The sequence below is a fragment of the Acidimicrobiales bacterium genome (genome assembly GCA_035316325.1).
In the GTDB taxonomy this organism is placed as follows: Bacteria; Actinomycetota; Acidimicrobiia; order Acidimicrobiales; family VFJN01; genus DASXTK01.
In genome coordinates, this window is the sequence record DATHJB010000075.1 from 72,898 (window position 1) to 97,838 (window position 24,941).

The 24,941-nt window shown below is 71.6% G+C and carries 26 protein-coding genes; 24 read left to right on the forward strand and 2 right to left on the reverse strand.

All coding sequences use genetic code 11. The features are described from left to right. Position 1: 1 nt before the first annotated feature. From VK611_10745 to bluB, 6 genes are read left to right on the forward strand one after another with little or no spacing between them, the layout of a single operon-like run. Positions 2-511, forward strand: coding sequence for a hypothetical protein (locus VK611_10745; protein ID HMG41801.1), 510 nt, complete (start codon positions 2-4; stop codon positions 509-511). Next, positions 508-1,251, forward strand: a complete 744-nt coding sequence (trmD, locus tag VK611_10750; GenBank protein ID HMG41802.1) for a tRNA (guanosine(37)-N1)-methyltransferase TrmD — start codon at positions 508-510, stop codon at positions 1,249-1,251. Before VK611_10745 ends, trmD begins: the two co-directional genes overlap by 4 nt. Before the next feature lie 57 nt (positions 1,252-1,308). Then, complete coding sequence (rplS, locus tag VK611_10755) at positions 1,309-1,656, forward strand: 50S ribosomal protein L19 (GenBank protein HMG41803.1); 348 nt, start codon at positions 1,309-1,311, stop codon at positions 1,654-1,656. A 50-nt stretch (positions 1,657-1,706) separates the two neighbouring features. After that, positions 1,707-2,000, forward strand: coding sequence for a DUF2469 family protein (locus VK611_10760; GenBank protein HMG41804.1), 294 nt, complete (start codon positions 1,707-1,709; stop codon positions 1,998-2,000). After that, entirely contained in the window at positions 1,997-2,341 is a 345-nt protein-coding gene (locus VK611_10765; protein ID HMG41805.1) for a YraN family protein, read from the forward strand. The genes VK611_10760 and VK611_10765 overlap by 4 nt, the downstream gene beginning before the upstream one ends. Then, on the forward strand, positions 2,341-2,973 hold the full coding sequence (bluB, locus tag VK611_10770; protein HMG41806.1) for a 5,6-dimethylbenzimidazole synthase: 633 nt from the start codon (positions 2,341-2,343) through the stop codon (positions 2,971-2,973). Before VK611_10765 ends, bluB begins: the two co-directional genes overlap by 1 nt. 295 nt (positions 2,974-3,268) lie before the next feature. Here the strand turns inward: bluB and VK611_10775 are convergent, their stop codons facing one another. Continuing rightward, a complete protein-coding gene (locus VK611_10775; GenBank protein HMG41807.1) occupies positions 3,269-3,490 on the reverse strand; it encodes a hypothetical protein in 222 nt (73 codons plus the stop codon). Positions 3,491-3,735: 245 nt separating this feature from the next. Here VK611_10775 and VK611_10780 point away from each other — a divergent pair, with 245 nt between their 5' ends. From VK611_10780 to ispG, 12 genes are all read left to right on the forward strand, one after another. Beyond that, positions 3,736-5,253, forward strand: coding sequence for a YifB family Mg chelatase-like AAA ATPase (locus VK611_10780; GenBank protein ID HMG41808.1), 1,518 nt, complete (start codon positions 3,736-3,738; stop codon positions 5,251-5,253). Between the two features lie 476 nt (positions 5,254-5,729). After that, positions 5,730-6,797 (forward strand): DNA-processing protein DprA, encoded by a 1,068-nt coding sequence (locus tag VK611_10785; protein HMG41809.1) that lies wholly within the window; start codon positions 5,730-5,732, stop codon positions 6,795-6,797. A 4-nt stretch (positions 6,798-6,801) separates the two neighbouring features. Further along, positions 6,802-7,683, forward strand: a complete 882-nt coding sequence (locus VK611_10790; protein HMG41810.1) for a tyrosine-type recombinase/integrase — start codon at positions 6,802-6,804, stop codon at positions 7,681-7,683. Positions 7,684-7,759: 76 nt separating this feature from the next. Then, positions 7,760-9,343, forward strand: coding sequence for a peptidoglycan DD-metalloendopeptidase family protein (locus VK611_10795; GenBank protein ID HMG41811.1), 1,584 nt, complete (start codon positions 7,760-7,762; stop codon positions 9,341-9,343). Positions 9,344-9,465: 122 nt separating this feature from the next. Further along, complete coding sequence (gene rpsB / locus VK611_10800) at positions 9,466-10,344, forward strand: 30S ribosomal protein S2 (protein HMG41812.1); 879 nt, start codon at positions 9,466-9,468, stop codon at positions 10,342-10,344. A 5-nt stretch (positions 10,345-10,349) separates the two neighbouring features. Continuing rightward, positions 10,350-11,150 carry a translation elongation factor Ts gene (tsf, locus tag VK611_10805; GenBank protein ID HMG41813.1) on the forward strand — a complete coding sequence of 267 codons (801 nt, stop codon included), beginning with the start codon at positions 10,350-10,352 and terminating at the stop codon, positions 11,148-11,150. A 1-nt stretch (position 11,151) separates the two neighbouring features. Beyond that, a complete protein-coding gene (gene pyrH / locus VK611_10810; protein HMG41814.1) occupies positions 11,152-11,865 on the forward strand; it encodes a UMP kinase in 714 nt (237 codons plus the stop codon). A gap of 22 nt (positions 11,866-11,887) precedes the next feature. Beyond that, the gene (gene frr / locus VK611_10815) at positions 11,888-12,457 is read left to right on the forward strand and encodes a ribosome recycling factor (protein ID HMG41815.1); all 570 of its coding nucleotides are present in this window, start codon (positions 11,888-11,890) and stop codon (positions 12,455-12,457) included. Between the two features lie 206 nt (positions 12,458-12,663). Beyond that, a complete protein-coding gene (locus VK611_10820) occupies positions 12,664-14,265 on the forward strand; it encodes a phosphatidate cytidylyltransferase (protein HMG41816.1) in 1,602 nt (533 codons plus the stop codon). Between the two features lie 67 nt (positions 14,266-14,332). Next, positions 14,333-15,532, forward strand: coding sequence for a 1-deoxy-D-xylulose-5-phosphate reductoisomerase (gene dxr / locus VK611_10825; protein HMG41817.1), 1,200 nt, complete (start codon positions 14,333-14,335; stop codon positions 15,530-15,532). Then, positions 15,532-16,857 carry a site-2 protease family protein gene (locus VK611_10830; GenBank protein HMG41818.1) on the forward strand — a complete coding sequence of 442 codons (1,326 nt, stop codon included), beginning with the start codon at positions 15,532-15,534 and terminating at the stop codon, positions 16,855-16,857. Before dxr ends, VK611_10830 begins: the two co-directional genes overlap by 1 nt. Positions 16,858-16,879: 22 nt before the next feature. Then, the gene (gene ispG, locus VK611_10835; GenBank protein HMG41819.1) at positions 16,880-18,112 is read left to right on the forward strand and encodes a flavodoxin-dependent (E)-4-hydroxy-3-methylbut-2-enyl-diphosphate synthase; all 1,233 of its coding nucleotides are present in this window, start codon (positions 16,880-16,882) and stop codon (positions 18,110-18,112) included. On the opposite strand, the gene VK611_10840 is transcribed toward ispG, so the two are convergent. Then, positions 18,105-18,962 carry a VCBS repeat-containing protein gene (locus VK611_10840; GenBank protein ID HMG41820.1) on the reverse strand — a complete coding sequence of 286 codons (858 nt, stop codon included), beginning with the start codon at positions 18,960-18,962 and terminating at the stop codon, positions 18,105-18,107. The two genes, ispG and VK611_10840, sit on opposite strands and share 8 nt — an antisense overlap. Before the next feature lie 101 nt (positions 18,963-19,063). On the opposite strand from VK611_10840, the gene VK611_10845 reads away from it, so the two are divergent. From VK611_10845 to VK611_10870, 6 genes are all read left to right on the forward strand, one after another. Then, positions 19,064-19,288, forward strand: a complete 225-nt coding sequence (locus VK611_10845; protein HMG41821.1) for a hypothetical protein — start codon at positions 19,064-19,066, stop codon at positions 19,286-19,288. Between the two features lie 99 nt (positions 19,289-19,387). Next, on the forward strand, positions 19,388-20,044 hold the full coding sequence (locus tag VK611_10850) for a hypothetical protein (protein HMG41822.1): 657 nt from the start codon (positions 19,388-19,390) through the stop codon (positions 20,042-20,044). A 67-nt stretch (positions 20,045-20,111) separates the two neighbouring features. Further along, a complete protein-coding gene (proS, locus tag VK611_10855; protein HMG41823.1) occupies positions 20,112-21,518 on the forward strand; it encodes a proline--tRNA ligase in 1,407 nt (468 codons plus the stop codon). 186 nt (positions 21,519-21,704) lie between these two features. Then, positions 21,705-22,163, forward strand: a complete 459-nt coding sequence (gene rimP, locus VK611_10860; GenBank protein ID HMG41824.1) for a ribosome maturation factor RimP — start codon at positions 21,705-21,707, stop codon at positions 22,161-22,163. Further along, on the forward strand, positions 22,160-23,575 hold the full coding sequence (gene nusA / locus VK611_10865) for a transcription termination factor NusA (GenBank protein ID HMG41825.1): 1,416 nt from the start codon (positions 22,160-22,162) through the stop codon (positions 23,573-23,575). Before rimP ends, nusA begins: the two co-directional genes overlap by 4 nt. Before the next feature lie 318 nt (positions 23,576-23,893). Continuing rightward, the coding region (locus VK611_10870) for a translation initiation factor IF-2 N-terminal domain-containing protein (protein ID HMG41826.1) at positions 23,894-24,941 on the forward strand (1,048 nt) is incomplete at its 3' end.

The following is a 24,941-nucleotide window of genomic DNA, read 5'->3' on the forward strand; positions in this document are numbered from 1 at the left end:
GGTGACCCAGCCTCCCCTCGTCGAGGTGGGGCGCATCACCCGCCCGCACGGCCTGAAGGGCGAGGTCGTCGTGGTGCTCACGTCGGACCGCGAGGAGCGGGTCGCCGTGGGCTCCTGCCTGGAGAGCGACCGCGGCCCCCTGGTCGTGGCCGCGGCCCGGCGGGAGCAGCGCAAGGGTCAGCAGCGCCACACGCAGCAGTACACCCAGCACTGGGTCGTCGCGTTCACCGGCCATGAAGGTCGGGAGGCCGCCGAGCGCCTCCGGGACGTGGTGTTGCGCGCCGAGCGCATCGAGGATCCCGACGCGCTGTGGGTCGACGATCTCGTGGGCGCGTCGGTCGAGTTGGCCGGCTCCGGCGAGGTGGTGGGTGCGTGCGTCGCCGTCGTCGCCAACCCGGCGTCCGACCTGATCGAGCTCGACTCGGGCGCCCTGGTGCCGGTCGTGTTCGTGGTCTCGCACAGCGACGGCCGGGTGGTCGTCGACCCTCCCGAAGGCCTGTTCGACCTGTGACCGGTCTGCGCATCGACGTCTTCACGATCTTCCCGGGGATGGTCGAGCACTTCGTCGACCAGGGCCTCCTGGGCAGGGCCCGGACCGGCGGCCTGCTCGACATCCGCACCCACGACCTGCGCGCCTGCACCACCGACGTCCACCGCTCGGTCGACGACGCCCCGTTCGGCGGTGGCGCCGGGATGGTGCTCATGCCCGAGCCGATCTTCGCCGTGGTCGAGCAGGTCGACCCGCCGCGCCCGCTCTACTACCTGGGCCCGGCAGGTCGGCGCTTCGACCAGTCGGTGGCCCAGGAGCTGTCGGCGGCGGCGGGGGAGTCGGAGGGCTTCAGCCTGCTGTGCGGCCGCTACGAGGGCGTCGACGAGCGGGTGCGGGAGCACCTGTGCGACGGCGAGCTGTCCCTGGGCGACATGGTGCTGGCCGGCGGCGAGGTGGCGGCCATGGTCGTCATCGAGGCGGTGGGGCGCCTGGTGCCCGGCGTGATGGGCAACGACGCCTCGGCCGGCGACGAGTCGTTCTCCGACGGCCTGCTGGAGTACCCGCAGTACACGCGGCCGGCGAGCTTCCGCGGCTGGGAGGTGCCGGACGTGCTGCGCAGTGGCGACCACGGTCGGATCGCCCGTTGGCGTCGGGCACAGGCCCTGCGTCGCACCATCGAGCGCCGGCCCGACCTGATGGCCACCCGTGGAGGCCTCTCCGCGGTGGACGCCGCTTTGCTGGCCGAGTTCGACGAGGGATAGCCTCTCCCGTCCGCCCCGTTGGGCGAACAAGCCCCGTCTCCGTTGGAGCGACGTGCCATGAACCCCACTGATCTCGTTGATCAATCAAGCCTGCGCAGCGACGTCCCTGACTTCGCGCCGGGCGACACCCTGAAGGTGCACGTACGTGTCATCGAAGGCCAGAAGGAGCGCGTCCAGGTGTTCCAGGGCGTGGTCATCGCCCGTGCCGGCTCCGGCATCCGCGAGACGTTCACCGTCCGCAAGGTGAGCTACGGCGTCGGCGTCGAGCGCACGTTCCCCCTGCACACGCCCACCATCGCTCGCATCGAGGTCGTCACCCGTGGCGACGTGCGGCGGGCCAAGCTCTACTACCTCCGCGACCGCATCGGTAAGGCTGCGAAGGTCAAGGAGAAGCGCGACGCCTAACCCGGGCGCCCACGGTCGTCGTCGTCTGATGAAGCACTAGGGTTCCGGCCATGAGCACCGAGGACCTCGAGCGCTACGAGGCCGAGATCGAGCTCCAGCTCTACAAGGAGTACAAGGACGTCTGTCCGATGTTCTCCTTCGTGGTCGAGACAGAGCGCCGGTTCTACCTGGCGAACGAGGTGCGGCAGACGGTTCGCTCCGATGGGGGCCGCACCCATGTCGAGCTGGAGCTGAGGGACGCCTGGGTGTGGGACATGTACCGGACCAGCCGCTTCGTGCAGTCGGTGCAGATCGTGACGTTTCGCGACGTCAACGTGGAAGAGCTCCCACCGAAGGAGATATGACCCGGGCGAAGCGGCAGCTGGGTGAAGCCGGAGAGGAGAGGGCCGCGGCCTGGTACCTGGCCGCCGGTTACCAGGTGCTCGCCCGCAACTGGCGCTGTGACGACGGCGAGCTCGACCTGGTGCTCGTCGGGCACGGGTCGGTCGTGTTCTCCGAGGTCAAGACCCGATCGTCGGATCGGTTCGGCGTGCCGGCCGAGGCCGTGGGCGTGGTCAAGCAGCGCCGCCTCCGCGGGCTGGCCGCTCGCTTCCTGCGGGAGAACCCTGGGTGTAGGGGGCGCATCCGCTTCGACGTGGTGTCGATCCTCCGGGGCCAGGTGCAGGTGATCGAGGCCGCTTTCTGATGGACCTGTACGAGGCCGTGTTCCGCCGGCGCGACGTGCGGGGCCAGTTCAACGGAGCGCCGGTCGACCCGGCTGTGCTGTGGCGGGTGCTCGGCGCCGCCCACGCCGCGCCGAGCGTCGGCCTGACCCAGCCGTGGGACTTCGTCGTGGTCGACGATGCCCAGGTCAAGCAGCAGTTCTGGACCCACGTGCAGGAGGAGCGGGAGCGCTTCGCGGCCACGCTCGACCCGGAGCGGGCCGACGTCTTCTCCGACATCAAGATCGACGGGGTGCTGGAGTCGAGCCTGTCGGTGGTGGTCACCTACGACCCGGAGCGGGGGCGACCGGCGGTGTTGGGCCGGCACACGATCGACGACGCCGGCCTGTACTCCGTGTGCCTGGCCATCCAGAACCTGTGGCTGGCGGCGACGGCCGAGGGCTGGGGCGTCGGCTGGGTGTCGTTCTACGACGAGGACTTCCTGTCGTCGCTGGTGGGGCTGCCCTCGGGCGTGCGGCCGGTGGCGTGGCTGTGCGTCGGCCCGGTGTCGCACATCGAGGAGGACCCGGACCTGGAGCGTCTCGGCTGGCGCGAGCGTCGGCCGCTCGCTCTGGCCGTGCACCGCAACCGCTGGGACGAGCAGCTCATGCCATAGGGTCGGCGGTCAGGGCGTCCCGAGTCGTCTGTAGTCACCGATCCACAGTCGAGTCGTTCGTCGTCGGAGACCGACTACAAACGACTCGAGAGCAACCGAACGACCACAAACGACTCGCCAACCCCCGTCGGAGGCGACCGCCGACTGATCGACCGGCACATCGACGAAACGCTCGGTCGCCTGCGGTTGACGGGCGCCCGCCCGATCGTGGCCGAGCTGGTGTCCTTGTGCCTGGCGCTGGACGACGTCGAGGCTGCCGAGCTGTCGGGTCCCTGGTAACGCCCGGCGCTGGTCGTCAGTGGGGTCGGCTGCGGCCGGGGTGGCGGTGGGTGCGGTGCTGCCAGCAGGCGTGGTGCCAGTGGCGGCGCAGGTCGGGCGCGTCGAGGGGGACGACCACCAGGTGGCCGGTGCCGGGTGGGATGTCCTGGTTGCAGCCCGGGCAGATGTAGCGCTTGGTCGCCTGGTAGGGCTGGATGCGCCGTACCTCGACGTCGTCGTCGCCGTGGCCGTGCTGCACCGGTTCAGCCGAGGAGCGCCCAGGCCACGAGCGCGATGCAGACGACGATCGCGGCGGCGACCATCACGTAGTCGGCGTAGGAGCGACGTTGTTGGCGAAAGGGGTTGAGGCCCACGACGGGACAGGTTAGTGTTTCGTTCACTCTCATCGGAAGTACAGGTCCTCTGCAGGTCTTTGGGCCTCGATGATGAGTCTCGGTGGCATCAGGCCCCCTCCACGTCCGTTCTCTTTGGAGGGAGAGCCCCATGCTCGCCACCGTCCCGTCAGCGACGCTCCACGGCGTCGAAGGTCAGCCCGTCCGGGTCGAGGTCCACGTCTCCGACGGGTTGCCGGGCTTCAACGTCGTCGGCTTGCCCGACGCCACCTGTCGAGAGGCGCGTGACCGTGTGCGCGCCGCTCTGCTGTCCAGCGGGCTCAAATGGCCGACCAGTCGCGTGACCGTGAACTTGGCGCCGCCCGGCCTCCGGAAGATCGGAGCCGGGCTCGACCTGCCCATCGCGGTAGGCCTGCTGGCCGCCGACGCCCAACTGGGGTTGACGTGCCTCGACGACCGGTCGTTCCTGGGGGAGCTGGGGCTCGACGGCAGCCTGCGACCAGTGCCGGGCGCCCTGCCCCTCATCGACGCGCTCACCACGCCGGAGGTCGTCGTGCCACCGGCGTGCGTGTCCGAGGCGCGCCTCGTCGGACGGCACCGCATCCGTTCGGCCGAGCACCTGGCCACGCTGGTGCCGGCCCTGCGGGAGCTCGCCGACTGGCCCGACCTGCCGCCGCCACCCGCCCGAGCCGACGAACCGCCGGGGCCCGACCTGGCCGACGTCCGCGGCCAGCCCGCCGCCCGCTCCGCCTTGGAGGTCGCGGCGGCGGGCGGGCACCACCTGCTGCTCGTGGGGCCGCCGGGAGCGGGCAAGTCGATGCTGGCCCGCCGTTTGCCGGGCTTGCTGCCCGACCTGCCGCGGGACGTGGCTCTGGAGGTCACCCGGGTCCACTCCGCCGCCGGTGTTGTGCTACCCGACGACGGCCTGGTGCGGCGGCCACCGTTCCGCAGCCCCCACCACAGCGCCTCGTCGGTGTCGCTCGTCGGGGGCGGCACGTCGGCGATCCACCCCGGCGAGATCTCGTTGGCCAGCGGCGGAGTCCTGTTCTTGGACGAGCTGGGCGAGTTCGCTCCTCTGGTGATCGACAACCTGCGCCAGCCCCTGGAGGAGGGCGTGATCCGCATCGCCCGTGCGGCAACTCGGGCGACCCTGCCGGCCCGCTTCCTGCTGGTCGCCGCCATGAACCCGTGCCCGTGCGGCCGTGGTGGGGCGCAGGGCACGTGCCGCTGCACTCCCCAGGCCCGCCAGCGCTACGCCCGGCGGCTGTCGGGGCCGCTCATCGACCGCTTCGAGCTCCGCCTCGAGGTCGGGCGTCCCGACGTGGAGGACATGCTGGCCTCGGCCGACGGCGAGCCCACCAGCGAGGTGGCGGCCAGGGTCGCCGCCGCCCGGGCCCGGGCCGAGGCGAGGGGCGTGCACGCCAACGCCGGCCTCCAGCCCTGGCAGGTCGAGGCGGAGGCCCCGCTCGACACCCCGGCCCGCCGCCTGGTCGAACGGGCCCTCCGCTCCGGCCGCCTCACCGGCCGCGGCCTCGCCGGCGTCCGCCGCGTCGCCCTCACGATCGCCGACCTGATGGGCGACGAGCCCCCTCTGGCCACCCGCCACGTCAGCGTCGCCCTGGCCCTCCGCGCCGAACCGAGCTTCCTCCTCGACGAGGAGGCCTCATGACCCCCCACCCGCCCACGCCGACAACCCCCGATCCCCCCGACACCACCATCCCTCCCACCACAACAGCCACCGCCCCCGATCCCAATCTCCGTGATCCCGCCGCCACCTCTCCCGCCGCCGCCCCGTCCTCCGTCGTCGCCCCACCTGCCGCCGGACCTCCCACTGAACCGCACCCGAACCCGCCCGACGCCGCTGTCGTCGAGTCCCCCGAGCCGGTCGCCGTCGTCGGTTCGCCAGATGCGACCACCTCCGACCGAGCGTGGCCGGAGCCGTCCGATGCCCCTTCCGTCGACCGAACGCCTGTGGACCCGTCCGGTGCTGAGGCCGATGCGGAAACCCGGGAGCACGGCGTCGGGAGAGGAGGGCGGCGGGGGGCTGACGGCGGCGGGGTGGGGGAGGAGGGTGAGCTGCCGGGGGAGGCGTTTGCTGCTGCTCTTGCGGGTCTGCCGGGGATGGGGCCGGCCAGGTTGACGGCCGTGCTCGGCGTCATGTCGCCGGCCGCCGCCTGGGCAAGGGTCCGGCAGGGCGTGCCGTGGCGAGAGCCCGCCGTCGTCGCCGCGCTGGGTCCGTCGGGCTCGGCGCTGTTCGACGGCTGGCGGGCCGCCGCGGTGCGCACCAACGTCGCCGCCGTCTGGCAGCGCATCGTCGACGGCCGGATCGGCGTCGCCCTGCGCGGCAGCCCGTCGTACCCGGCCGAGCTGGCCGACGACATCGAGCCCCCGGCCGTCCTGTTCCACCGGGGAGCCCGCGAGGTGCTCAGCGAAGCGGTCCGGGTGGCCGTGGTGGGCACCCGGCGCTGCACCAGCACGGGCGCCGACGTCGCCTTCGAACTCGGCCACGACCTGTCCGATGCCGGCGTGTCGGTGGTCTCCGGGCTGGCATCGGGCGTCGACGGCGCCGCCCACCGCGGGGCGTTGGCGGCGTCGGGGGCGCCGCCGATCGGCGTGGTGGGCTCCGGCCTCGACGTCGTCTACCCACCCCAGCAGGGATCGCTGTGGCGAGCCGTCGCCAACGCCGGTCTCCTGCTGGGCGAAGCGCCACTCGGAGCGCGGCCGGAGCGCTGGCGGTTCCCGGCGCGGAACCGCATCATCGCCGCCCTCGCCGACCTGGTCGTGGTGGTCGAGTCGCACCGCTCGGGCGGTTCGCTGCACACGGTCGACGAAGCCGACCGGCGGGGCATCGACGTGATGGCCGTGCCGGGCTCGGTGCGCAACATCGCCGCAGCGGGCACCAACGGCCTCCTCGCCGAGGGCCGTGCCCCGGCCCGCGACGCCGAGGACGTGCTGGTGGCGTTGGGCATCTCCTCGTCGGAGCGGGAGGGCCGTCCCGAGCTACGCCCGGCACCGTCGCCCGCCGACGACGCCGTGCTGGCGGCGATCGGCTGGCAGCCCGCCACGTTCGACCAGATGGCCTCGCGCACCGGCACCAGCCTCACCACGCTCGCCGAAGCGCTCGAACGCCTCCTCGCCGCCGGATGGATCGCCCAGCGGGGCGGTTGGTACGAGCGCATCGCCCAGGGCCAGGAAGAGAGGTCGGTACGGTGAGCGTGTGGGCTGGTACGTCGACAAGTTCGAGCTTTCTCTCACCGATCTCGCCGACTCGACGGTGGTCGCCTACCTCCACGACGTCGAGGCGTTCATCAAGTGGACCGAGCCACTCGGGCTCGACGGGCCCGACGCCGTCGACCGCCTGCGACTGCGCCGACACCTGGCCTTCATGGCCACCACCAACAAGTCACGGCGCACCATCGCCCGGCGGGCGGCCGCTCTGCGGCGCTACTTCGGCTGGCTGCGACGGCGGGGCCTGCTTCCGACCGACCCGTCGGCCGGCCTCAGCGCCCCGAAGGGCGAGGCCCGACTCCCGCGGGTTCTGCGACCCGACGAGATGCGCCCCCTGCTGGACCCGCCGGCGCCGCCCGACGACGAGCTGGCCATCGCCCTCCGACGTCGCGACGACGCCGTGCTGGAGCTGCTCTACGGCAGCGGCATCCGCGTCGCCGAGCTGTCGGGGCTGGACGTCGACGAGGTCGACCTCGGACGGAGTCGCCTCCAGGTCCGGGGCAAGGGCTCCAAGACCCGCCTGGTGCCGCTCAGCGAGCCGGGTGCCGACGCGATGGCCCTGTGGCTGGAAGCCGGGCGTGAGGGCTTCGTCAAAGCCGACTCGCCGGCCGCCGCCGTGTTCCTCAACCGCCGCGGCAACCGGCTGTCGCCCCGCGACGTGCGCCGGATCCTCGACCGGCGGGCCGCGGCCCCCACCCACCCGCACGCCCTGCGACACACGTTCGCCACCCACCTCCTCGACGGCGGCGCCGACCTGCGCGTCGTCCAGGAGCTCCTGGGTCACGCCGACCTCACCACGACACAGCGCTACACGCACGTGTCGAAGGAGCGTCTCCGTCGGGTCTTCGACGAGACGCACCCTCGCGCTTGACGCCGCGGCCACCGGCCGCCCCTCTCCTCGTCCTCGTTGACGCCCAGCTGTCGTTCCGCCCCGAGGGGGTCGTCCCGTGCCCGTCCGTCTGTTCCGTCGCGCCCGCCGCCGCATGCGCGTCTGCCTCTGCCTCGTCCTCGCCATCCCCGCGGTGCTGCTCTCACCCCCCTCAGCGTCCGCCCAGGAGGGTCCGCCGGTCTACGAGCCGCCGGTGGCGGCACCCGTCAGCGATGGGTTCCGCGCGCCGGCGACGCCGTACGGACCGGGCAACCGTGGCCTCGAGTTCGCCACGGCGCCCGGTGACCCCGTCCGCGCCAGCGCCGACGGCCAGGTCGTGTTCGCCGGAGCGGTGGGTGGGTCGCTCCACGTCACCGTCCTGCACGCCGACGGCATCCGCACCAGCTACTCCAAGCTCCAGCACATCGACGTCCACACCGGGCAGACCGTGCACCGCGGCGACCAGGTGGGGAAGGCGGGCCGGGGCTTCCACCTCGGGGCCCGCCGCGCCGGCACCTACATCGACCCGGCCGGGCTGTTCGCCGGCGTCGCCACCCGGGTGGAGCTGCTGCCGCTGGAGGTGCCGCCCGGCGCCCCTCCGGCCGCCGCTCGGGACGCCCTCGGCGACCACGTCTGGGACGATCGCGCCGGGGGCGGCATCGGCACCGGCCTGCTCGGCGACCTCACCCAGGTGCTGGCCGCCCGGGCCCGCCTGACACAGCACTACATGGTCGACGTCAACGCGGTCGCGCGGGCCCTCCGGGCGGCAGGCGACCTCACCGAGCGGCTCGTCGCACCGCCACCGTGCAGCGACGAGGCGCCACCCGTGCGGCCCGTCGCCGGCCAGCAGCGTCGGGCCGTGCTCGTCGGCGGCCTCGGCTCGTCCGGAGAGTCGGCGTCGATCGACGACCTCCGCCTCGCCGACCTCGGCTACGCCGACGCCGCAGCAGAGCGCTTCTCGTACGCCGGCGGCGGCGGGGACTACGGCTCGACCGACACCCAGGGTGACCTCCAGGAATCGGCCCGCCTCCTGGCCGACCACATCGAGACGACGGCGAGGGCCAGCCCCCACGCCACCGTCGACGTGTTCGCCCACTCGATGGGCGGCGTCGTCGCCCACCTGGCGCTCCTGGAGCTGGACCGGCGGGGCTTCGACCTGGACCGTCTCGGCGTCGTGACCACGCTCGGCTCGCCCCATCACGGGGCCGACCTGGCGACGGCCGTCGCGGCGGCGAACACCACGCTCACCGGCAACGTGGGCCTCGATCTCGCCGAGGAGGTGCTCGGCACCGGCCTCGACCCCGACGCCCGGGCCGTCGCCCAGCTCTCCGAGACGTCCGACGTCGTGCGGATGCTCGACGAGAGCGACCTCCCCGCCGGCGTCGAGATGGTCTCGATCGCGGCCAGCGGCGACCTGGTGGTGGCGTCGCCCAACACCCAGGTCGACGGCGCCCGCAACGTCACGGTGGGCCTGACCGGCCGCGATGCCCACAGCGACCTCGTCGGCGACGAGGAGACCACCGCCGAGATCGCGAGGGCATTGGCCGGCCGGCCGCAGGCGTGCGAGCCTCTCGACGAGGTCGTGAACGAGCAGATGCTGGGCCACGGGATCTCCTACCTGGAGGACGTGGCCGGGTTCACAGCCCTCTCCGGAGCAAGGTAGGATTGCTCCTCGGTCGGCGTCCGCCGACCGATTCTTGTGCTCATACGCAGCCGGACCATCCCACGGTCACCCCTCGCGGTGCCGGACCGGCGACGATCAACCGATGGGAAGAGGAGCCTCGCGTGGCTGTCGTCACCATGAAGCAGCTGTTGGAGGCCGGAGTCCACTTCGGCCACCAGACCCGGCGCTGGAACCCGAAGATGAAGCGCTTCATCTTCGGCGAGCGCAACGGGATCTACATCATCGATCTCACCCAGACCCTCAAGCGCATCGAGAACGCCTACACGTTCGTGCGCGACACGGTCGCCGACGGGGGCAGCGTCCTCTTCATCGGTACCAAGAAGCAGGCGCAGGACCCGGTCGAGGAGTTCGCCACCAAGTGCGGCATGCCGTACATCAACCAGCGGTGGCTGGGCGGCATGCTCACGAACTTCCAGACCATGTCGAAGCGCGTGGCGAAGATGCTGGAGTACCAGCGCATGCGCAACTCCGGTGAGTTCGCCGCCATGCCCAAGAAGGAAGCCCTCCTGCTCGGCCGCGAGCTCGACAAGCTCGAGCGCTACCTCGGCGGCATCCGCAACATGGAGAAGCTCCCCAGCGCGGTGTTCGTCCTGGACACCAAGAAGGAGAGCATCGCGGTCACCGAGGCCAACAAGCTCGGCATCCCGGTGGTCGCCGTGGTCGACACCAACTGCGACCCCGACGTGATCCAGTACGTCATCCCCGGCAACGACGACGCGATCCGCTCGGGCTCGCTGCTCTGCCGGGTCATCGCCGACGCCGTCGACGAGGGCCGCCTGATCGCCAACAAGCGGGCCAACCGACCGGTGCCGGCGCGCTCCAACGACGAAGAGGCCCGCGTGGCCGCCAACCAGGCCGAGGCCCGTCGCCAGGCACTGGCCGATCAGCAGCAGCGCGACGCCCGCCTCGCCGAGGCGCGCACCGCTCCCAAGGAGACGGTCCCCCCGACGCCCGAAACCAGCACCCCCGAGGAGTCCTGAGGAAGATGGCCGAGTTCACCGCCAAGGACGTACAAGCCCTTCGGCAGGCCACCGGCGCCGGGATGATGGACGCCAAGAAGGCGCTCCAGGAGACCGACGGCGACATGGAGGCGGCGAAGAAGCTGCTGCGGGAGAGGGGCCTGGCGAAGGCCGACACCCGGAGCGACCGCGAGAACAGCGAGGGCGCCGTCGCCTTCACCGTGAACGACAGCACCGCCGTGCTGGTCGAGCTCAAGTGCGAGACCGACTTCGTCGCCAAGTCCGACGCGTTCATCGAGCTGGCGCAGAACCTGGCCGACGCCTACGCGGCCGAGGGCCAGGCGGGCATCGACCGCTTCAAGGACTCGGTCGACGACCTGAAGGTCACGCTCAAGGAGAACATCGACGTCGGCCGCACGGCCAAGGTCGACGTCCAGCCCGGCCAGGTGGTCGACACCTACCTCCACCGCCAGGAGGGCCGGGGCGTCAACGGCGTGATCGTGGTGCTCGCCGGGGGCAACCCCGATGTCGCCCACGACATCGCCGTCCACATCGCCTTCACGAAGCCCGAGTACCTCCGCCGCGAGGACGTCCCCGCCGAGGTGGTCGAGGAGGAGCGCCAGACGCTCACCAAGATCAGCCAGGCCGAGGGCAAGCCCGAGGCGGCGCTGCCGAAGATCGTCGAGGGGCGGCTCAACGGTTGGTACAAGGAGCGGGTGCTGCTCGACCAGCCCTTCGTACGGGACGAGAAGCAGACCATCGCCCAACTCGTCGCCGGTGCCGACGCCGAGTTGGTCGGCTACGCCCAGATCTTCCTCGGCGGGTGAGGTGGGGTATCGCCGCATCCTGCTGAAGCTCTCCGGCGAGGCTTTCGCCGGCGACGCCAGTTACGGCATCGACGCAGGCATCGCGGAGTTCGTGGCCGGCGAGATCGCCGACGTCCGCGACGGAGGAGCCATCGATGTCGCGGTGGTCGTCGGCGGCGGCAACATCTGGCGGGGCATGGCCGGTGCCGAGACGGGCATGGACCGGGCGCAGGCCGACTACATGGGCATGCTGGCCACGGTGATCAACGCCCTGGCCCTGCAGGACACCCTGGAGCGGCTGGACCAGCCCACCCGGGTGCAGTCGGCGATCCACATGGCCCAGGTGGCCGAGCCCTACATCCGGCGTCGGGCCATCCGGCACCTGGAGAAGGGTCGCGTCGTGATCTTTGCCGGCGGCACCGGCAACCCCTTCTTCACCACCGACACGGCGGCCGCGCTGCGGGCGGTCGAGATCGAGGCCGACGCCATGCTGCGCGGCACCCACTCCGGCGTCGAGGGCCTCTACACCGCCGATCCCCGCACCAACCCGGAGGCCACCAAGCTCGACGAGGTCAGGTACCTCGACGTGCTCAACCGCGGCCTCAAGGCGATGGACTCCACCGCCATCACGCTGTGCATGGACAACGACCTGCCGATCGTCATGTTCGACCTGCTCGGCAAGGGCAACATCCGCTCGATCGTCGAAGGTGCGACGATCGGTACTCTCATCCACTAGCTCGAGCGGAAGGAGCCCGCCGGTGAGCGACGAGATGATCTCGATGGTCCTCGACGATGCGCGGGAGCGCATGGCGAAGGCGGTGAGTCATGCCCGTGCGGAGTTCTCGGGGGTGCGCACCGGCAGGGCCACGCCGGTGCTGGTCGAGAAGATGATCGTCGACTACTACGGCAGCGACGTGCCGCTGCAGCAGCTGGCCGGCTTCACCGTGCCGGAGGCCCGCACCTTGGTGATCAGTCCCTACGACAAGACCTCGCTGGGCGCCATCGAGAAGGCCATCCAGCAAAGCGACCTCGGCCTCACGCCGAGCAACGACGGCACCGTGATCCGGCTGAACTTCCCGCCGCTCACCGAGGAGCGCCGCAAGGAGCTCGTGCGCGTGGTGCGGAACATGGCGGAGGAGGGTCGGGTGAGCATCCGCAACCTGCGCCGGGCCGGCCGTCACGATCTCGGGGCCCTGGAGAAGGACGGCGACATCTCCGTCGACGACCTGTCCCGGGCCGAGAAGGAGCTCGACAAGCTCACCCACCAGTACGAGGCCGGGATCGACAAGGCTCTGGAGCACAAGGAACAGGAGTTGCTTGAAGTGTGAGCGAGAAGGCGAAGCCCTTCGCCCTTGGGGGCGGCGGCGGGGTGGTTGGACGGGGTGTGAGCGAGAAGGCGAAGCCCGTCGCCGTTGGGGATGGAATGCCTCCTATGCCACCACCGAGCGCGCTCGGGGGTGCAAGCTGTTCGGGTCGGCCGACGGCCGATCGGCCGCTGGGCCGCGAAGCGGTGGGCCGTTAAAGGGAGATCGTTGTGAGCGATTGGGACGAACGTCGACCGAATCGGGCGCATGATCCTCGTGACCCGAACGAGGGCGTCCGCATCATCGGTCCGGACGAGGCCGCCGAGGTGGTGCAGCGGGGAGAGGCGCAACCGCGCTTCCGCCCCGACCGGCCCCGCTACGGCGACCGCCCCGACCAGCCGCCCGCCGACGGTCCCCGCCCCGCCGTCCGCTTCCCGCTCGACGCCAGCCCCGATGCCGAGCCCTTCGAACGTCCCCCGGTGGTGCCCATCGAGCGGCATCGCGCCCCGAACGACCTGTCGCACTGGGCCGAGTCGGCCGTCGAGGAGGTCCCGAACATGACCCGCCACGATTCCTACGGCGGCGACGAGCCCGACCCGTGGTCGACCGTCGCCTCCGCCGGACCGCGCTGGCGTGACGACCAGGCCGGCGGCCACCCGCCGGGCGAACCGGTCGTCTACGACGAGTACGAGGAGCCGCCGCCCGGCCGCTCGGTGTTCGGCGACGCGCCCGGCACGCGCAGCGACACCTACGAGGACGCCTACCGCGACCAGGCCTACGACGAGCCGGCGTACGACGAGCGCGGCTACCCCACGCGGCCGGCCGCCCCCGCCGCACCCACCGACTACGCGCCCGGTGAGTACGACGAGTCCTACGACGACAACTACACCGACGAGGGCTACGGCGAGGCGCCGCAGCAGGCGTACGTCGAGAGCCCCGACCCGTCGCGCCGGCCGCCGCGCGAGCCTCGGGGCCGGTCGCGCCGGGGCCCGTCGGGCGGTGGTGCCGGCCCGAAGGGCGACCGCGACATGCGGACGGCCGCCGGCGTGGGCATCGGCCTCGTGGTCGCCGCGCTGGTGCTGTTCCAGGTCGGCCCGGCCGCGACGATGATCCTGGTGACAGCGGTGCTCGGCTACGCCTCCTACGAGTACTTCACCGCCACCCAGCGGGCCGGGTTCGACCCGCTGATGCCGGTCGGCGTCGCCGCCACGGTGGGTCTGGTGTTGGTGGCCTACCACGAGGGCGAGGCGGCCTTACCCCTGGTGATGGTGCTGACGGTGGCCGTGTGCCTGGTCTGGTACCTGATCGACGCCGGCGGCGAGCGACCGATGGCCAACGTCGGTGCCACGCTGCTGGGAGTCTGCTGGGTGGGCCTCTTCGGCTCCTTCGCCGCGCTGTTGCTGTCGATGCACCCCTTCGGCATCTCGCTGCTGGTGGCGGCCATCGTGCCGACCATCGGCTACGACATCGGTGCCCTGTTCGTCGGGCGCAGCGCCGGGTCGCGCCCGCTGTCGGCGGCCAGCCCCAACAAGACCATCGAGGGCCTCGTGGGCGGCATGGTCGTGGCTCTGCTGGCCGGGGTCGCCCTGGGCGCCGTGGGCCCGGCACCGTTCGACGGTCCCATCGAAGGCCTCAAGATCGGCCTGGTGGCGGCGCTGGCGGCCCCGTTGGGCGATCTCGCCGAGTCGCTCATCAAGCGGGATCTCGGCATCAAGGACATGGGCACGCTCCTGCCCGGCCACGGCGGCGTGCTCGACCGGTTCGACGCCCTGCTGTTCGTGCTGCCGGCAATCTGGTACCTGGCAAGGGTCAGCGACTTCTTCGTCTCATAGCCCCGCCAACCACCCCGCCACCGCCCCAAGCGGTCTCGGGCTTCGCCGAGGCGCCTAACCTACGGATGTGCCAGCAACCTCGGGGTCGACGACGGTCGCCATCGCCGGCTCGACCGGGTCGATCGGCACGCAGACGATCGACGTCATCCGGAGCGAGCCCGACCGGTTCCGCGTCGTCGCGCTGGCGGCGTGGTCGTCGGTCGACCTGCTGGCCGCCCAGGCTCAGGAGCTGCGGCCCGACGTCGTGGTGTTGGTCGACCCGACTCGGGCCGCCGAACTGGCCGAGCGGCTACCGCACGGCACGGAGCTGCAGACCGGCCACAGAGCCCTCGCCGAGATCGGCACCGAGGCCGACGTGTGCGTCAACGGCGTGGTCGGCTTCGCCGGCCTGGAGGTCACGCTGGCCACCCTGGCGGCGGGCCGGCGCCTGGCGCTGGCGAACAAGGAGTCGCTGATCGCCGGCGGCCCGGTCGTGCAAACCACGCTCGCCCGACCCGGTGCAGGCCACATCGTGCCGGTCGACTCCGAGCACTGCGCGGTGCACCAGTGCCTGCGGGCCAACGCCAGCGGCGACGCCTCCCGCGTCGCCCGGGTGGTCCTCACCGCCAGCGGCGGCCCGTTCCGGGGCCGTAGCCGGGCCGAGCTGGCGGACGTCACCGTCGAGGACGCCCTGGCCCATCCGACCTGGTCGATGGGACCGAAGATCACGGTGGACTCCTCGACGCTGATGAACAAGGGCCTCGAGGTGATCGAGGCGCACGAGCTGTTCGGCGTCGACTACGACCGGATCGAGGTGGTGGTGCACCCGCAGTCGATCGTGCACTCGATGGTGGAGCTCACCGACGGCGCCACCATCGCCCAGCTGTCGCAGCCCGACATGCGGGGCCCCATCGGCTACGCGCTGGCCTGGCCCGACCGGCTGACCACGCCGTTCGGTCGCCTCGACTGGGCCACGGTGGGTCGCCTCGACTTCGAGGCCCCCGACCACCAGGCGTTCCCGTGCCTGGGCCTGGCCTACGAGGCGGGCCGCGCGGGTGCGACGGCGCCCGCGGCCCTCAACGCCGCCAACGAAGTGGCCGTGGCCGCGTTCCTGGACGGTCGCCTGGCCTGGTCGGCGATCCCCGACGTTCTGAAAGCCGTCCTCGACGGGCATGATCTAGGAGTGGCCGACGGCGTGGAGGCCATCGTCGAAGCCGACCGACAGGCACGCGAGGCCGCACGCCGGGTGCTCGCCGCCCGAGACGCATTCGAGAGGACCGCTCCCTGATGAAGTCGGACACCCCGCAGCTCGAGCAGGAACCCGACGTCGTCGTCGAGCACGAGACCGGCTTCGTTCCCCTCGTCGTCGCCGGGTTGCTGATGGCCGCGGTCGGCGTGCTGTGGGGGCTGCCGCTGCTGCTGATGATCGTCGGCGTGCTCCTGATGATCACCATCCACGAGCTGGGCCACTTCCTCACCGCCAAGTGGGCGGGGATGAAGGTCACCGAGTTCTTCATCGGGTTCGGCCCCCGGATCTGGTCGTTCCACCGCGGTGAGACGGAGTACGGCCTGAAGGCGGTCCCCGCCGGGGCCTACGTCCGCATCATCGGGATGAACAACCTCGACGAGGTGCCGCCGGAGGACGAGGCGCGGTCGTACCGCCAGCAGTCCTTCCCCAAGCGCCTCGTGGTGGTGCTGGCCGGCCCGGCGACGCACCTGGTGCAGGCGTTCGTGATCCTGCTGGTGATGTTCACTCTGGTCGGCGTGCGCGGCGGCGAGCCCCTCGGCATCGACTACGCCAACGAGGACGAGGGCTGGACCGTCAACGACGTGTCGCCCGACAGCGCCGCGTCGGCGGCGGGCCTGGAGAGCGGCGACCGCATCGTCGCCTTCGACGAGGACCGCGTGGCGACGTGGAGCGACGTCCAGAGCGAGATCCGCTCGCGCTCCGCCGGCGACGAGGTCACGCTGACCATCGTGCGCGACGGCGAGACCTTCGAGTCGACCACCGAGCTCGTCGAGCGGCCGGCCGACCTGGACGGCACTGCGGGCGGCGCGTTCCTCGGGGTTGAACCCTTGTTCTCCAACATCGAGCGGGAGCGCCACGGTCTGTTCGACTCGGCCCGGCGCTCGGTCGTCGAGACGGGGGACGTCACCTGGCAGTCGCTGGCCGCCATGGGTCGCTTCTTCAGCCCCGAGGGCATCGGCAACTACGCCGACACCGTGGGGCAGGGGTCGGGCTCCGACGAGCCGGCGCCGTCCGGGACCTCGACCCGCGCCGAGCCGGGCAAGACCGACGAGGACGGCGACCGCATGCTGTCGATCCTGGGCGTCATACGCCTCGGATCCGACGCCGGCGAGCAGGGCCTCGACAACTTGCTGCCGATCTTCCTGATGATCAACGTGTTCGTGGGCATGATCAACCTCGTGCCGCTGCTCCCGTTCGACGGTGGCCACGCGGTGGTCGCGATCTACGAGCGGGTCCGCTCGCGGCACGGCCGGAGGTACCACGCCGACGTCTCCAAGCTCCTGCCGGTGGCGTACGCGGTGGTGATGGGCCTGCTCATCCTCGGCGTGACGAGCTTGTACCTCGACATCGTCAACCCGATCTAGATCCAAGAGAGGCAATGGCGCCATGGAACTCGGGCAGTCGTCGCAGCCGCGTCGCAAGACCAGACAGGTGATGGTGGGCACCGTCCCGGTCGGTGACGGGGCGCCGATCACGGTCCAGTCGATGACCACCACCAAGACCGCCGACGTCGAGGGCACGCTCCAGCAGATCTACGACCTGGCCATGGCGGGCTGCGACATCGTGCGCTGCACCTGCAACGAGGCCGAGGCCGCCGAGGGCCTGGCCCAGATCGTGCCGCGGTCGCCGGTGCCGGTGATCGCCGACATCCACCACCAGTACAAGATGGCCCTCGCCGCACTGGAGGCGGGCGTCCACTGCCTGCGCCTGAACCCCGGCAACATCCGCAAGCCGGAGCACATCAAGCTGGTGGCGCAGGAGGCGAAGGCGCGGGGCGTGCCGATCCGCATCGGGGTCAACGGCGGCTCGCTCGACCCGTCGCTCTACGACAAGTACGGCGGCAAGGTCACGCCCGAGGCGATGGTCGAGTCGGCAGAGCGGGAGCTCGCCTACTTCGCCGAGGTGGGCTTCGACGACGTGAAGATCTCGGTGAAGGCGTCGTCGGTGCCGCTGATGATCGAGGCCTACCGGCAGCTGTCGGACGCCGTCGACTACCCGCTCCACCTGGGCGTCACCGAGGCCGGGCCCCTTCCGGGCGGCTTGATCAAGGCGACGGCGGGGATCTCCACCCTGCTGGCGGAGGGCATCGGCGACACGATCCGCTACAGCCTCACCGCCGATCCGGTGGAGGAGGCTCGGGCCGGGCGGGCGCTGCTGGAGGCCATGGGCCTGCGGGAGCGCAAGACCATCGACCTGATCGCCTGCCCCTCGTGCGGTCGGGCCGAGATCGACGTGATCGAGGTGGCCCGCCAGGCCCAGGAGGCCTTCGGCGACCGGGAGATCCCGCTGCAGGTGGCGGTGATGGGCTGCGTGGTGAACGGTCCGGGTGAGGCCCGTGATGCCGACATCGGCATCGCCGCCGGCCGTGCCCGCGGTCACCTGTTCGTGAAGGGCCAGAACGTGGCGGTGGTCCCCGAGGACAAGATGGTCGAGGCGCTCGTCGAGTGGGCCGAGGTCATCCACGAGCACGGCGTCGAGGCCGCCCTGGAGCGTGCCAAGGCCACCCGCGCCACGGCCCGCCAGGCTGCCGAGGCCGACCGCAGCGCCCTCCTCGACGCCAAGGGCACGGACGCGAACCAGTCCGAGGTCCTGATCCAGAACATCCGCAACCTCAACTGAGCCGGTTGAGGTACACGTAGGTCGCCGGCTCGTCGAAGTCCACGACGACGAGGTCGGGTCTGGCGTCGCCGTCGAGCTCGGCGATCATCGGCCATCCCCTGTGGAGGCCCCGGAGCTCGGGGAGCTGCCCGCTCCCGTCGCCGGTGCGGACCTTCACCCCGGACGTGACCTGGTCCAGGTGGCCGTCGCCGTCGAAGTCCGCCAGCAGCTGGCCGGGACACCAGCCCGGGTCGGCGGTCGCCATCTCGACCAGCGGCATGAAGGCCCCCGTTCCGTCGCCCCGGAGGAGCAACAGGGGCCCGGAGTCGCGGCTGCGCGTCAGCAGGTCGACCGAGCCGTCCTCGTCGACGTCGGTGACGGCCAGCCCGCAGGCGGGGTAGCCCGACCGGGGGAGGTAGCGACCGGGCGGACGGAGGTCGCCGCTGCCGTCGTTGAGGAACACGAGGACCTGCTCGTCCCGGCCGCCGAGGATGACGACGTCGGTGTCGCCGTCGGCATCGACGTCGGTGCCGACGGTCTCACTGGCCGGGGCGGCCCAGCCGATCGGATGCCGCCGGGGTGCGGCGAACCGACCCGTTCCGTCGCCGTGGTGCACGGCGAGCGACGTGTTCAGGTCGCTCGGGCCGTCGGCGCTCACCTCGAGGATGTCGCGGTTGCCGTCGCCGTCGACGTCGAACACGGCGAGCCCGGACACTCCACCCCACTGTTCGTAGACCTGCGACGGTTCTCCGAGGCCTCCCTCGCCGTCGGCCAGCTGGAGGAGGACCTCGTCGGATGACCTGCCGACGCGGTCGGTGGCACCGTCGCCGTTCACGTCGGCCAGCACCTGGTGCCCAACGGGGTTGTACACCGACTGCGTTCCGCCTCATCGCCTCCACCCCCGAGGGACTCGCCTCGACAGTAGGGGAAAGGCGATCCACAGGGGCGGCGCGAGCGTCGTACGATGCGGGCATGGCGAAGTTGCCGGCGCCGCGGCGTCCCCGTCGGGGGAGCGATCAGTTGCTGATGCGGATCGGCATCGTCGTCCTCGCGGTGATCGCCGGGATCATGGTGCTGAACTGGGTCCTCGGGGCGATCTTCGCCCTGGTCCGGATCGTGCTCCTGCTGGCGCTGCTGGGCGTCGTCGCCTGGTTCGTTTTGATCGGTCCTCCGGGGATGGACGACGGGGATGGGTAGATGAGGGTGCTGCTGTCGAACCGGAACCGCGTCGCAACGGTTCCGTCATCCGCGGTTGAGTAGGGTCCGGCCGCCGTGAACTCCCGTGACCTCCGATTGATGGCCCTCGCGACTGCGGGCCTTGCCGTCGTGCTGGTGGCTCGTGGCGCCGAGGAGGCCCGCCACGACGTCGGCACGATCAACGACCCCACCGACGAGAGCGCCGACGACCCTGCCGTGGTCGTCGGCCCCGCCGCCGCCAGCCCCGCCGCCATCCGCCTGCTCGACTTCGGTGAGGTCGACCAGGTCGGCAGCAGCTGCGACGACGCGCTCACCGGCGCCGTGCCGCGCTCGATCAGCGTGACCGAGGGCCAGAGCGCCATCCTCGACGAGGATCTGTTCACCCGCCTCGACGTCGACGGCGACGTGACCTACGGCGATCTCGACGGCGACGGTCGCGACGAGGCCGTCGTCCACACGGTGTGCGAGTACGGGGCCAACGGCGCCCAGGACAGCATCCAGGTGTGGGACCTCGACACCGGCACCGCCGAGGTGAAGGCCAGCATGGGCGAGCCGCCGGCGTCGATCACCGGTCCGCTGCCGCCCGCGGTGAAGACCGTGGCGGTCGACGATGCCGGCACCCTCGCCGTCACGTGGACGCACTACGCCGCCGACGACCCCAACTGCTGCCCGAGCCTGGAGAGCACGCTGCACTACCTCGTGACCGGCGGCAAGATCACCCAGGCCGGCGCGGCCGACACCGAGCCCGCGATCTAGCCCGTCGAACCGGGCGCCGGCTGGCAAAGCGACCAGCCGAAGCCCTCGGCACCACTACGATCGTCCGATGGCCAAGGTTCTCACGTCGCAGGCCGACGACTTCCCCCGCTGGTACCAGGAAGTGCTGGCGAAAGCCGAGCTGGCCGACAACGGCCCGGTCCGGGGGACGATGGTCATCCGCCCGTACGGCTACGCGATCTGGGAACGGATGCAGGCCGAGGTCGACCAGCGCATCAAGGCGTGCGACGCGCTCAACGCCTACTTCCCGCTGTTCATCCCCGAGAGCTACCTGCAGCGCGAGGCCGAGCACGTCGAGGGCTTCAGCCCCGAGCTGGCGGTGGTCACCCACGCCGGCGGCAAGGAGCTCGACGAGCCCGTCGTCGTACGGCCCACCAGCGAGACGGTCATCGGCGAGTACATGGCGAAGTGGACGCAGTCGTACCGCGACCTGCCGCTGCTGCTGAACCAGTGGGCCAACGTCGTGCGCTGGGAGCTGCGGCCCCGCCTGTTCCTGCGCACCAGCGAGTTCCTCTGGCAGGAGGGCCACACCGCGCACGTCGACCGGGCCGACGCCGCGGCCTACGCCGTCCGCATCCTGCACGAGGTGTACGAGGACTTCATGGTCAACGTGCTGGCCATGCCGGTGCTCGTCGGCCGCAAGACCGCGGGGGAGCGGTTCGCCGGCGCCATCAACACGATGACCTGCGAGGGCATCATGCGCGACGGCAAGGCGCTGCAGATGGCCACCAGCCACGAGCTCGGCACGAACTTCGCCAAGGCGTTCGACATCACCTACCTCGACCCCGAGGGCGCCACCCAGCTCGCCTGGACCACCTCGTGGGGTTCGTCCACCCGGATGGTGGGCGGGCTGATCATGGGCCACGGCGACGACGCCGGCCTCGTCGTGCCGCCCCGCCTGGCGCCCATCCAGGTGGTGGTGCTGCTGGTGAAGGACGAGGGCGAGGCCGCTGCCACCGCCCGGGCGATCACCGACGAGCTGAAGGCCGCCGGCGTGCGCGCCGTGCTCGACGACAAGGTGGCGCAGAGCTTCGGCCGTCGCGCCACGGACTGGGAGCTCAAGGGCGTGCCCGCGCGCGTCGAGATCGGTCCCCGCGACCTGGCCGAGGGTCAGGTGACGTTGGTGCGCCGCGACGTCGGCAAGAAGGATCCCGTGCCGGTCGCCGGTGTGCGGGCGGCGGTCGAGGTCCTTCTGGCGAGCGTCCAGGACGACCTGCTCGCCCGCGCCCGCTCCGAGCGCGACGCCATCACGAGCGACGCCGCAGGCCTCGACGAGGCGGCCGAGGCGGCGCAGTCGGGCGTGTGCCGCGTCCCCTGGTCGGTCGTGCAGGGCGAGGGCGAGGTGCGGCTGGCCGAACGGGCCGTCACGGTGCGCTGCCTGCAGCGTCCCGACGGGTCGCTCCCCGCCGACGACGACGAGGACGACCTGGTCGCCTACGTCGCGCGCGCCTACTGACGCGCCGACGACACGGTCACGCAGGCGCATCACGTGCCTGCGAACCGTGACCGCGGGCCTGTGGATATACTCCGCTGTCCGTTCCGGTTCGATCCTTCGTTTGGAAGGCGTGGGCCATGCCCACGCCTTTCGTGCGGAGTGGCAGCGGAAGCACAGAAGCAACGACGACGAGAGGAGGTGCAGCAGATGGGAGCGACCGAGACCGTGCGTGACATCGTGCTGCCCATTCTCTCGACCCATGAGGTCGACCTCTACGACATGGATGTCCAGGGCCCCCTCGTCCGTGTCGTGGTCGACCGCTCCGGCGGCGTCGATCTCGAGGTGCTCAGCTCCGTCACCCGGGCGGTCTCCCGTGCGCTCGACGCCGCCGATCCCATCGGGCATCGCTACACGCTCGAGGTCACCAGCCCAGGGCTGGAGCGTCAGCTGCGCACGCCCGAGCAGTTCGCCCGGGCCGTCGGCGAGACCGTGAAGGTGAAGACGAAGCCGGACGCCGAGGGTGAGCGCCGGGTGGAAGGCGTGTTGTCCGTCGCCGACGGCGAGGGCATCACCGTCGGCGAGCGAACCATCGCCTACCACGAGATAGAGCGGGCGCGCACCGTGTTCGAGTGGGGGACCGAGAAGAAGAGGGAACGCAGGTCATGAGCAATCCCGAGATGATGGAAGCCCTGCAGGCGCTGGCTGCGGAGAAGGGCATCTCGGTCGACACGCTGCTGTCGGCACTGGCCGACGCCCTGGAGTCCGCCTACAAGCGGATGCCGGGTGCCTACGAGTACGCCTGGGTCACCATCGACCCCACGAACTTCGACATCCGGGTCTTCGCGCAGGACATCGACGAGGACGGTGAGCCCACCGGCCCCGAGCTCGACGTGACTCCCAAGGACTTCGGGCGCATCGCCGCGCAGACGGCGCGCCAGGTGATGACCCAGCGGATCCGTGAGGCGGAGCGCGAGCTGCGCTACGAGGAGTACGCGGGCCGTGAGGGTGACATCGTCACCGGCACGGTGCAGCAGGGTGACAGCCGCTACACGCTGCTCAGCCTGGGCCCGGTCGAGGCGCTGCTGCCGCAGGCAGAGCAGGTGCTCCACGAGCGCCCCGAGGCGAACAGCCGGCTGAAGGCCTACATCGTCGAGGTGCGGCGCACGTCGAAGGGCCCGCAGATCGTGGTGTCGCGCACCCACCCGGGTCTCATCCTCGAGCTGTTCAAGCTGGAGGTGCCCGAGATCGCCGACGGTGTCGTCGAGATCAAGGCGTGTGCCCGCGAGCCCGGGCACCGCACGAAGATCGCCGTGTGGTCGAACGACAACAACGTCGATCCGGTCGGCGCCTGCGTGGGTGCCCGGGGCGCCCGTGTGCGGCAGGTCGTCAACGAGCTGCGGGGCGAGAAGATCGACATCGTCCCCTTCTCCGACGACCCGTACGAGTTCGTCGCGAAGGCGCTGTCGCCGGCGAAGGTCAAAGAGGTGCGCATCGACGAGTCGACCGGTGTCGCCGAGGTGATCGTGCCCGACTTCCAGCTGTCGCTGGCGATCGGCAAGGAGGGGCAGAACGCCCGCCTGGCCGCGCGCCTCACGGGCTGGCGGGTCGACATCAAGAGCGAGAGCCAGCTCGCCGAAGAGGAGTCCTACGGCAACCAGGACTGGGCCGAGGGCGAATGGGTGGTCAACGACGAGACCGGCGAGCAGGTGTGGCAGCCGGCCGAGGGCGGCCCCGCCGTCTCCGCCGAGCAGTGGGCCGCCGGCGGCGAAGCGCCCCCGGGTGCAGAGTCCGACGCCGGGAAGCCGGCCGACGCGGCAGCGCCGGAGGCCGGGGCCGAGAAGCCGGCCACCGAGGCGGAGGCCGAGAAGCCGGCCACCGACGCGAAGCCTGAGGTCGAGGCCGAGAAGCCGGAAGCCGAGTCCGGCGAGCCGGAAGCTGTGACCCAGAACGGCGATTCGGCGGCCGACGAGAAGCCGTCCAGCGACGAGGACACGCAAAGCCGAGGCGTAGAGACGGCCGAGACCGGCGAAGCCCTGGTCTCGGCAGAGAATGACGAAGCCGGCGAAGCCTCGGCGTAGGCACGAGAACGACGTACGACGACAGCCGGTGCGCACCTGCATCGGCTGTCGACAACAGAAACCCCAGTCGGAACTGGTGCGATTCGTGGCCGACCCTGACGGAACCCCCGTCCAGGGTCGTACACTGTCGGGCCGCGGCGCTTGGCTCTGTGTCGACACGCTCGACGCATGTCGTGCAACGGCCGAGCGCCGAGGTGCGTTTCAGCGTGCATTCCGTGCACGTAGCAGGCGCCAGTAAGCATCCGTTGGCACAGTGTTCGTGCCGTTGACGCGGACTGCGCGAGGATAGGGAACTGCGATTGCGCCAATACGTGCGCGATGCGCGCCCAGCAACACGATGAAGGGCTGGTCAGGAAGAACTTGGCTGCGAAGATCCGGGTCCACGAGCTTGCCAAAGAGCTAGGGCTGACGAACAAGGAATCCCTCGACCTCTGCGTGGCGTTGGGGATCGGGGTGAAGACGCATTCCTCGGGCATCGAGGAGGCGCAAGCCGACCGCGTCCGGCGTCGGGCCGAGCGCGATGGGCTGATCCGCGACGAGCAGCCACCGGAACCGGTCAAGGCCACGAAGGCGACGAACTCCGGCAACTCGTCGGCCCCGCTCCGCCCCACCTCACCACCTCCGCGTCCGGCCCCGCCGGCACAGCTGGAGGACCGGGCCCCGGCTGCCACCACGGCACCGGCCGCCGACACGTCCGCGCCCGGCCCCGCCGAGAGCACGCCGGCTTCCGCTGAGCGACCCGCAGCCGCGGCATCCGCCGGCGCGCCCACCTCCTCGCAGCCGGCGCCGACCGGATCACCGCGCCGGGCCATCCCGCCGCCCGCGGCCCCGCCCCGTCCGGCACCGCGCCCCGCCGCGGCCAAGCCGCTCGTCACGTCGTCCGGCGGTGAGCGTCCGCCGGCCGCCCGTCGGCCCGAGGGCACTCCGCCGCCGCGCCCGACCGAGGCGCCCAAGCCGGCCGCGCCCGCTCCCGCGCCAGCGCCAGCGCCGACTTCCGTCCCGCGGCCCGAACCCATCGCGCCGGCCGCCCGTGCGCCTCGCCCGCCGCGTCCTACGCCGCCGCCCGCCGGCCGCTCGCAGGCTCCGGCCCCGCCGCAGGCCCGTCCGCCCGTCTCCGGGTCGGGCAAGCCCATCCCGCCGCCGCCCGGTCCGCCGGTGTCGTCGTCGGGCAAGCCGATCCCGCCCCCGCCCGGCCAGGGTGGCCGTGGTGGTCCCGCGGCGCGCTCCGGCCCCGGTCGTGGCAGCGCCGGTGGTGTCGGCGTCGGCAACCGTGGCGGCGGTCGCTCCGGCCCGTCGGTCGGTGGCGCCGGTCGTCCCTTCGGGGGCGGCGGTGGTCCCGGTCGTCCCGGTGGTGGTGGCCCTGGTG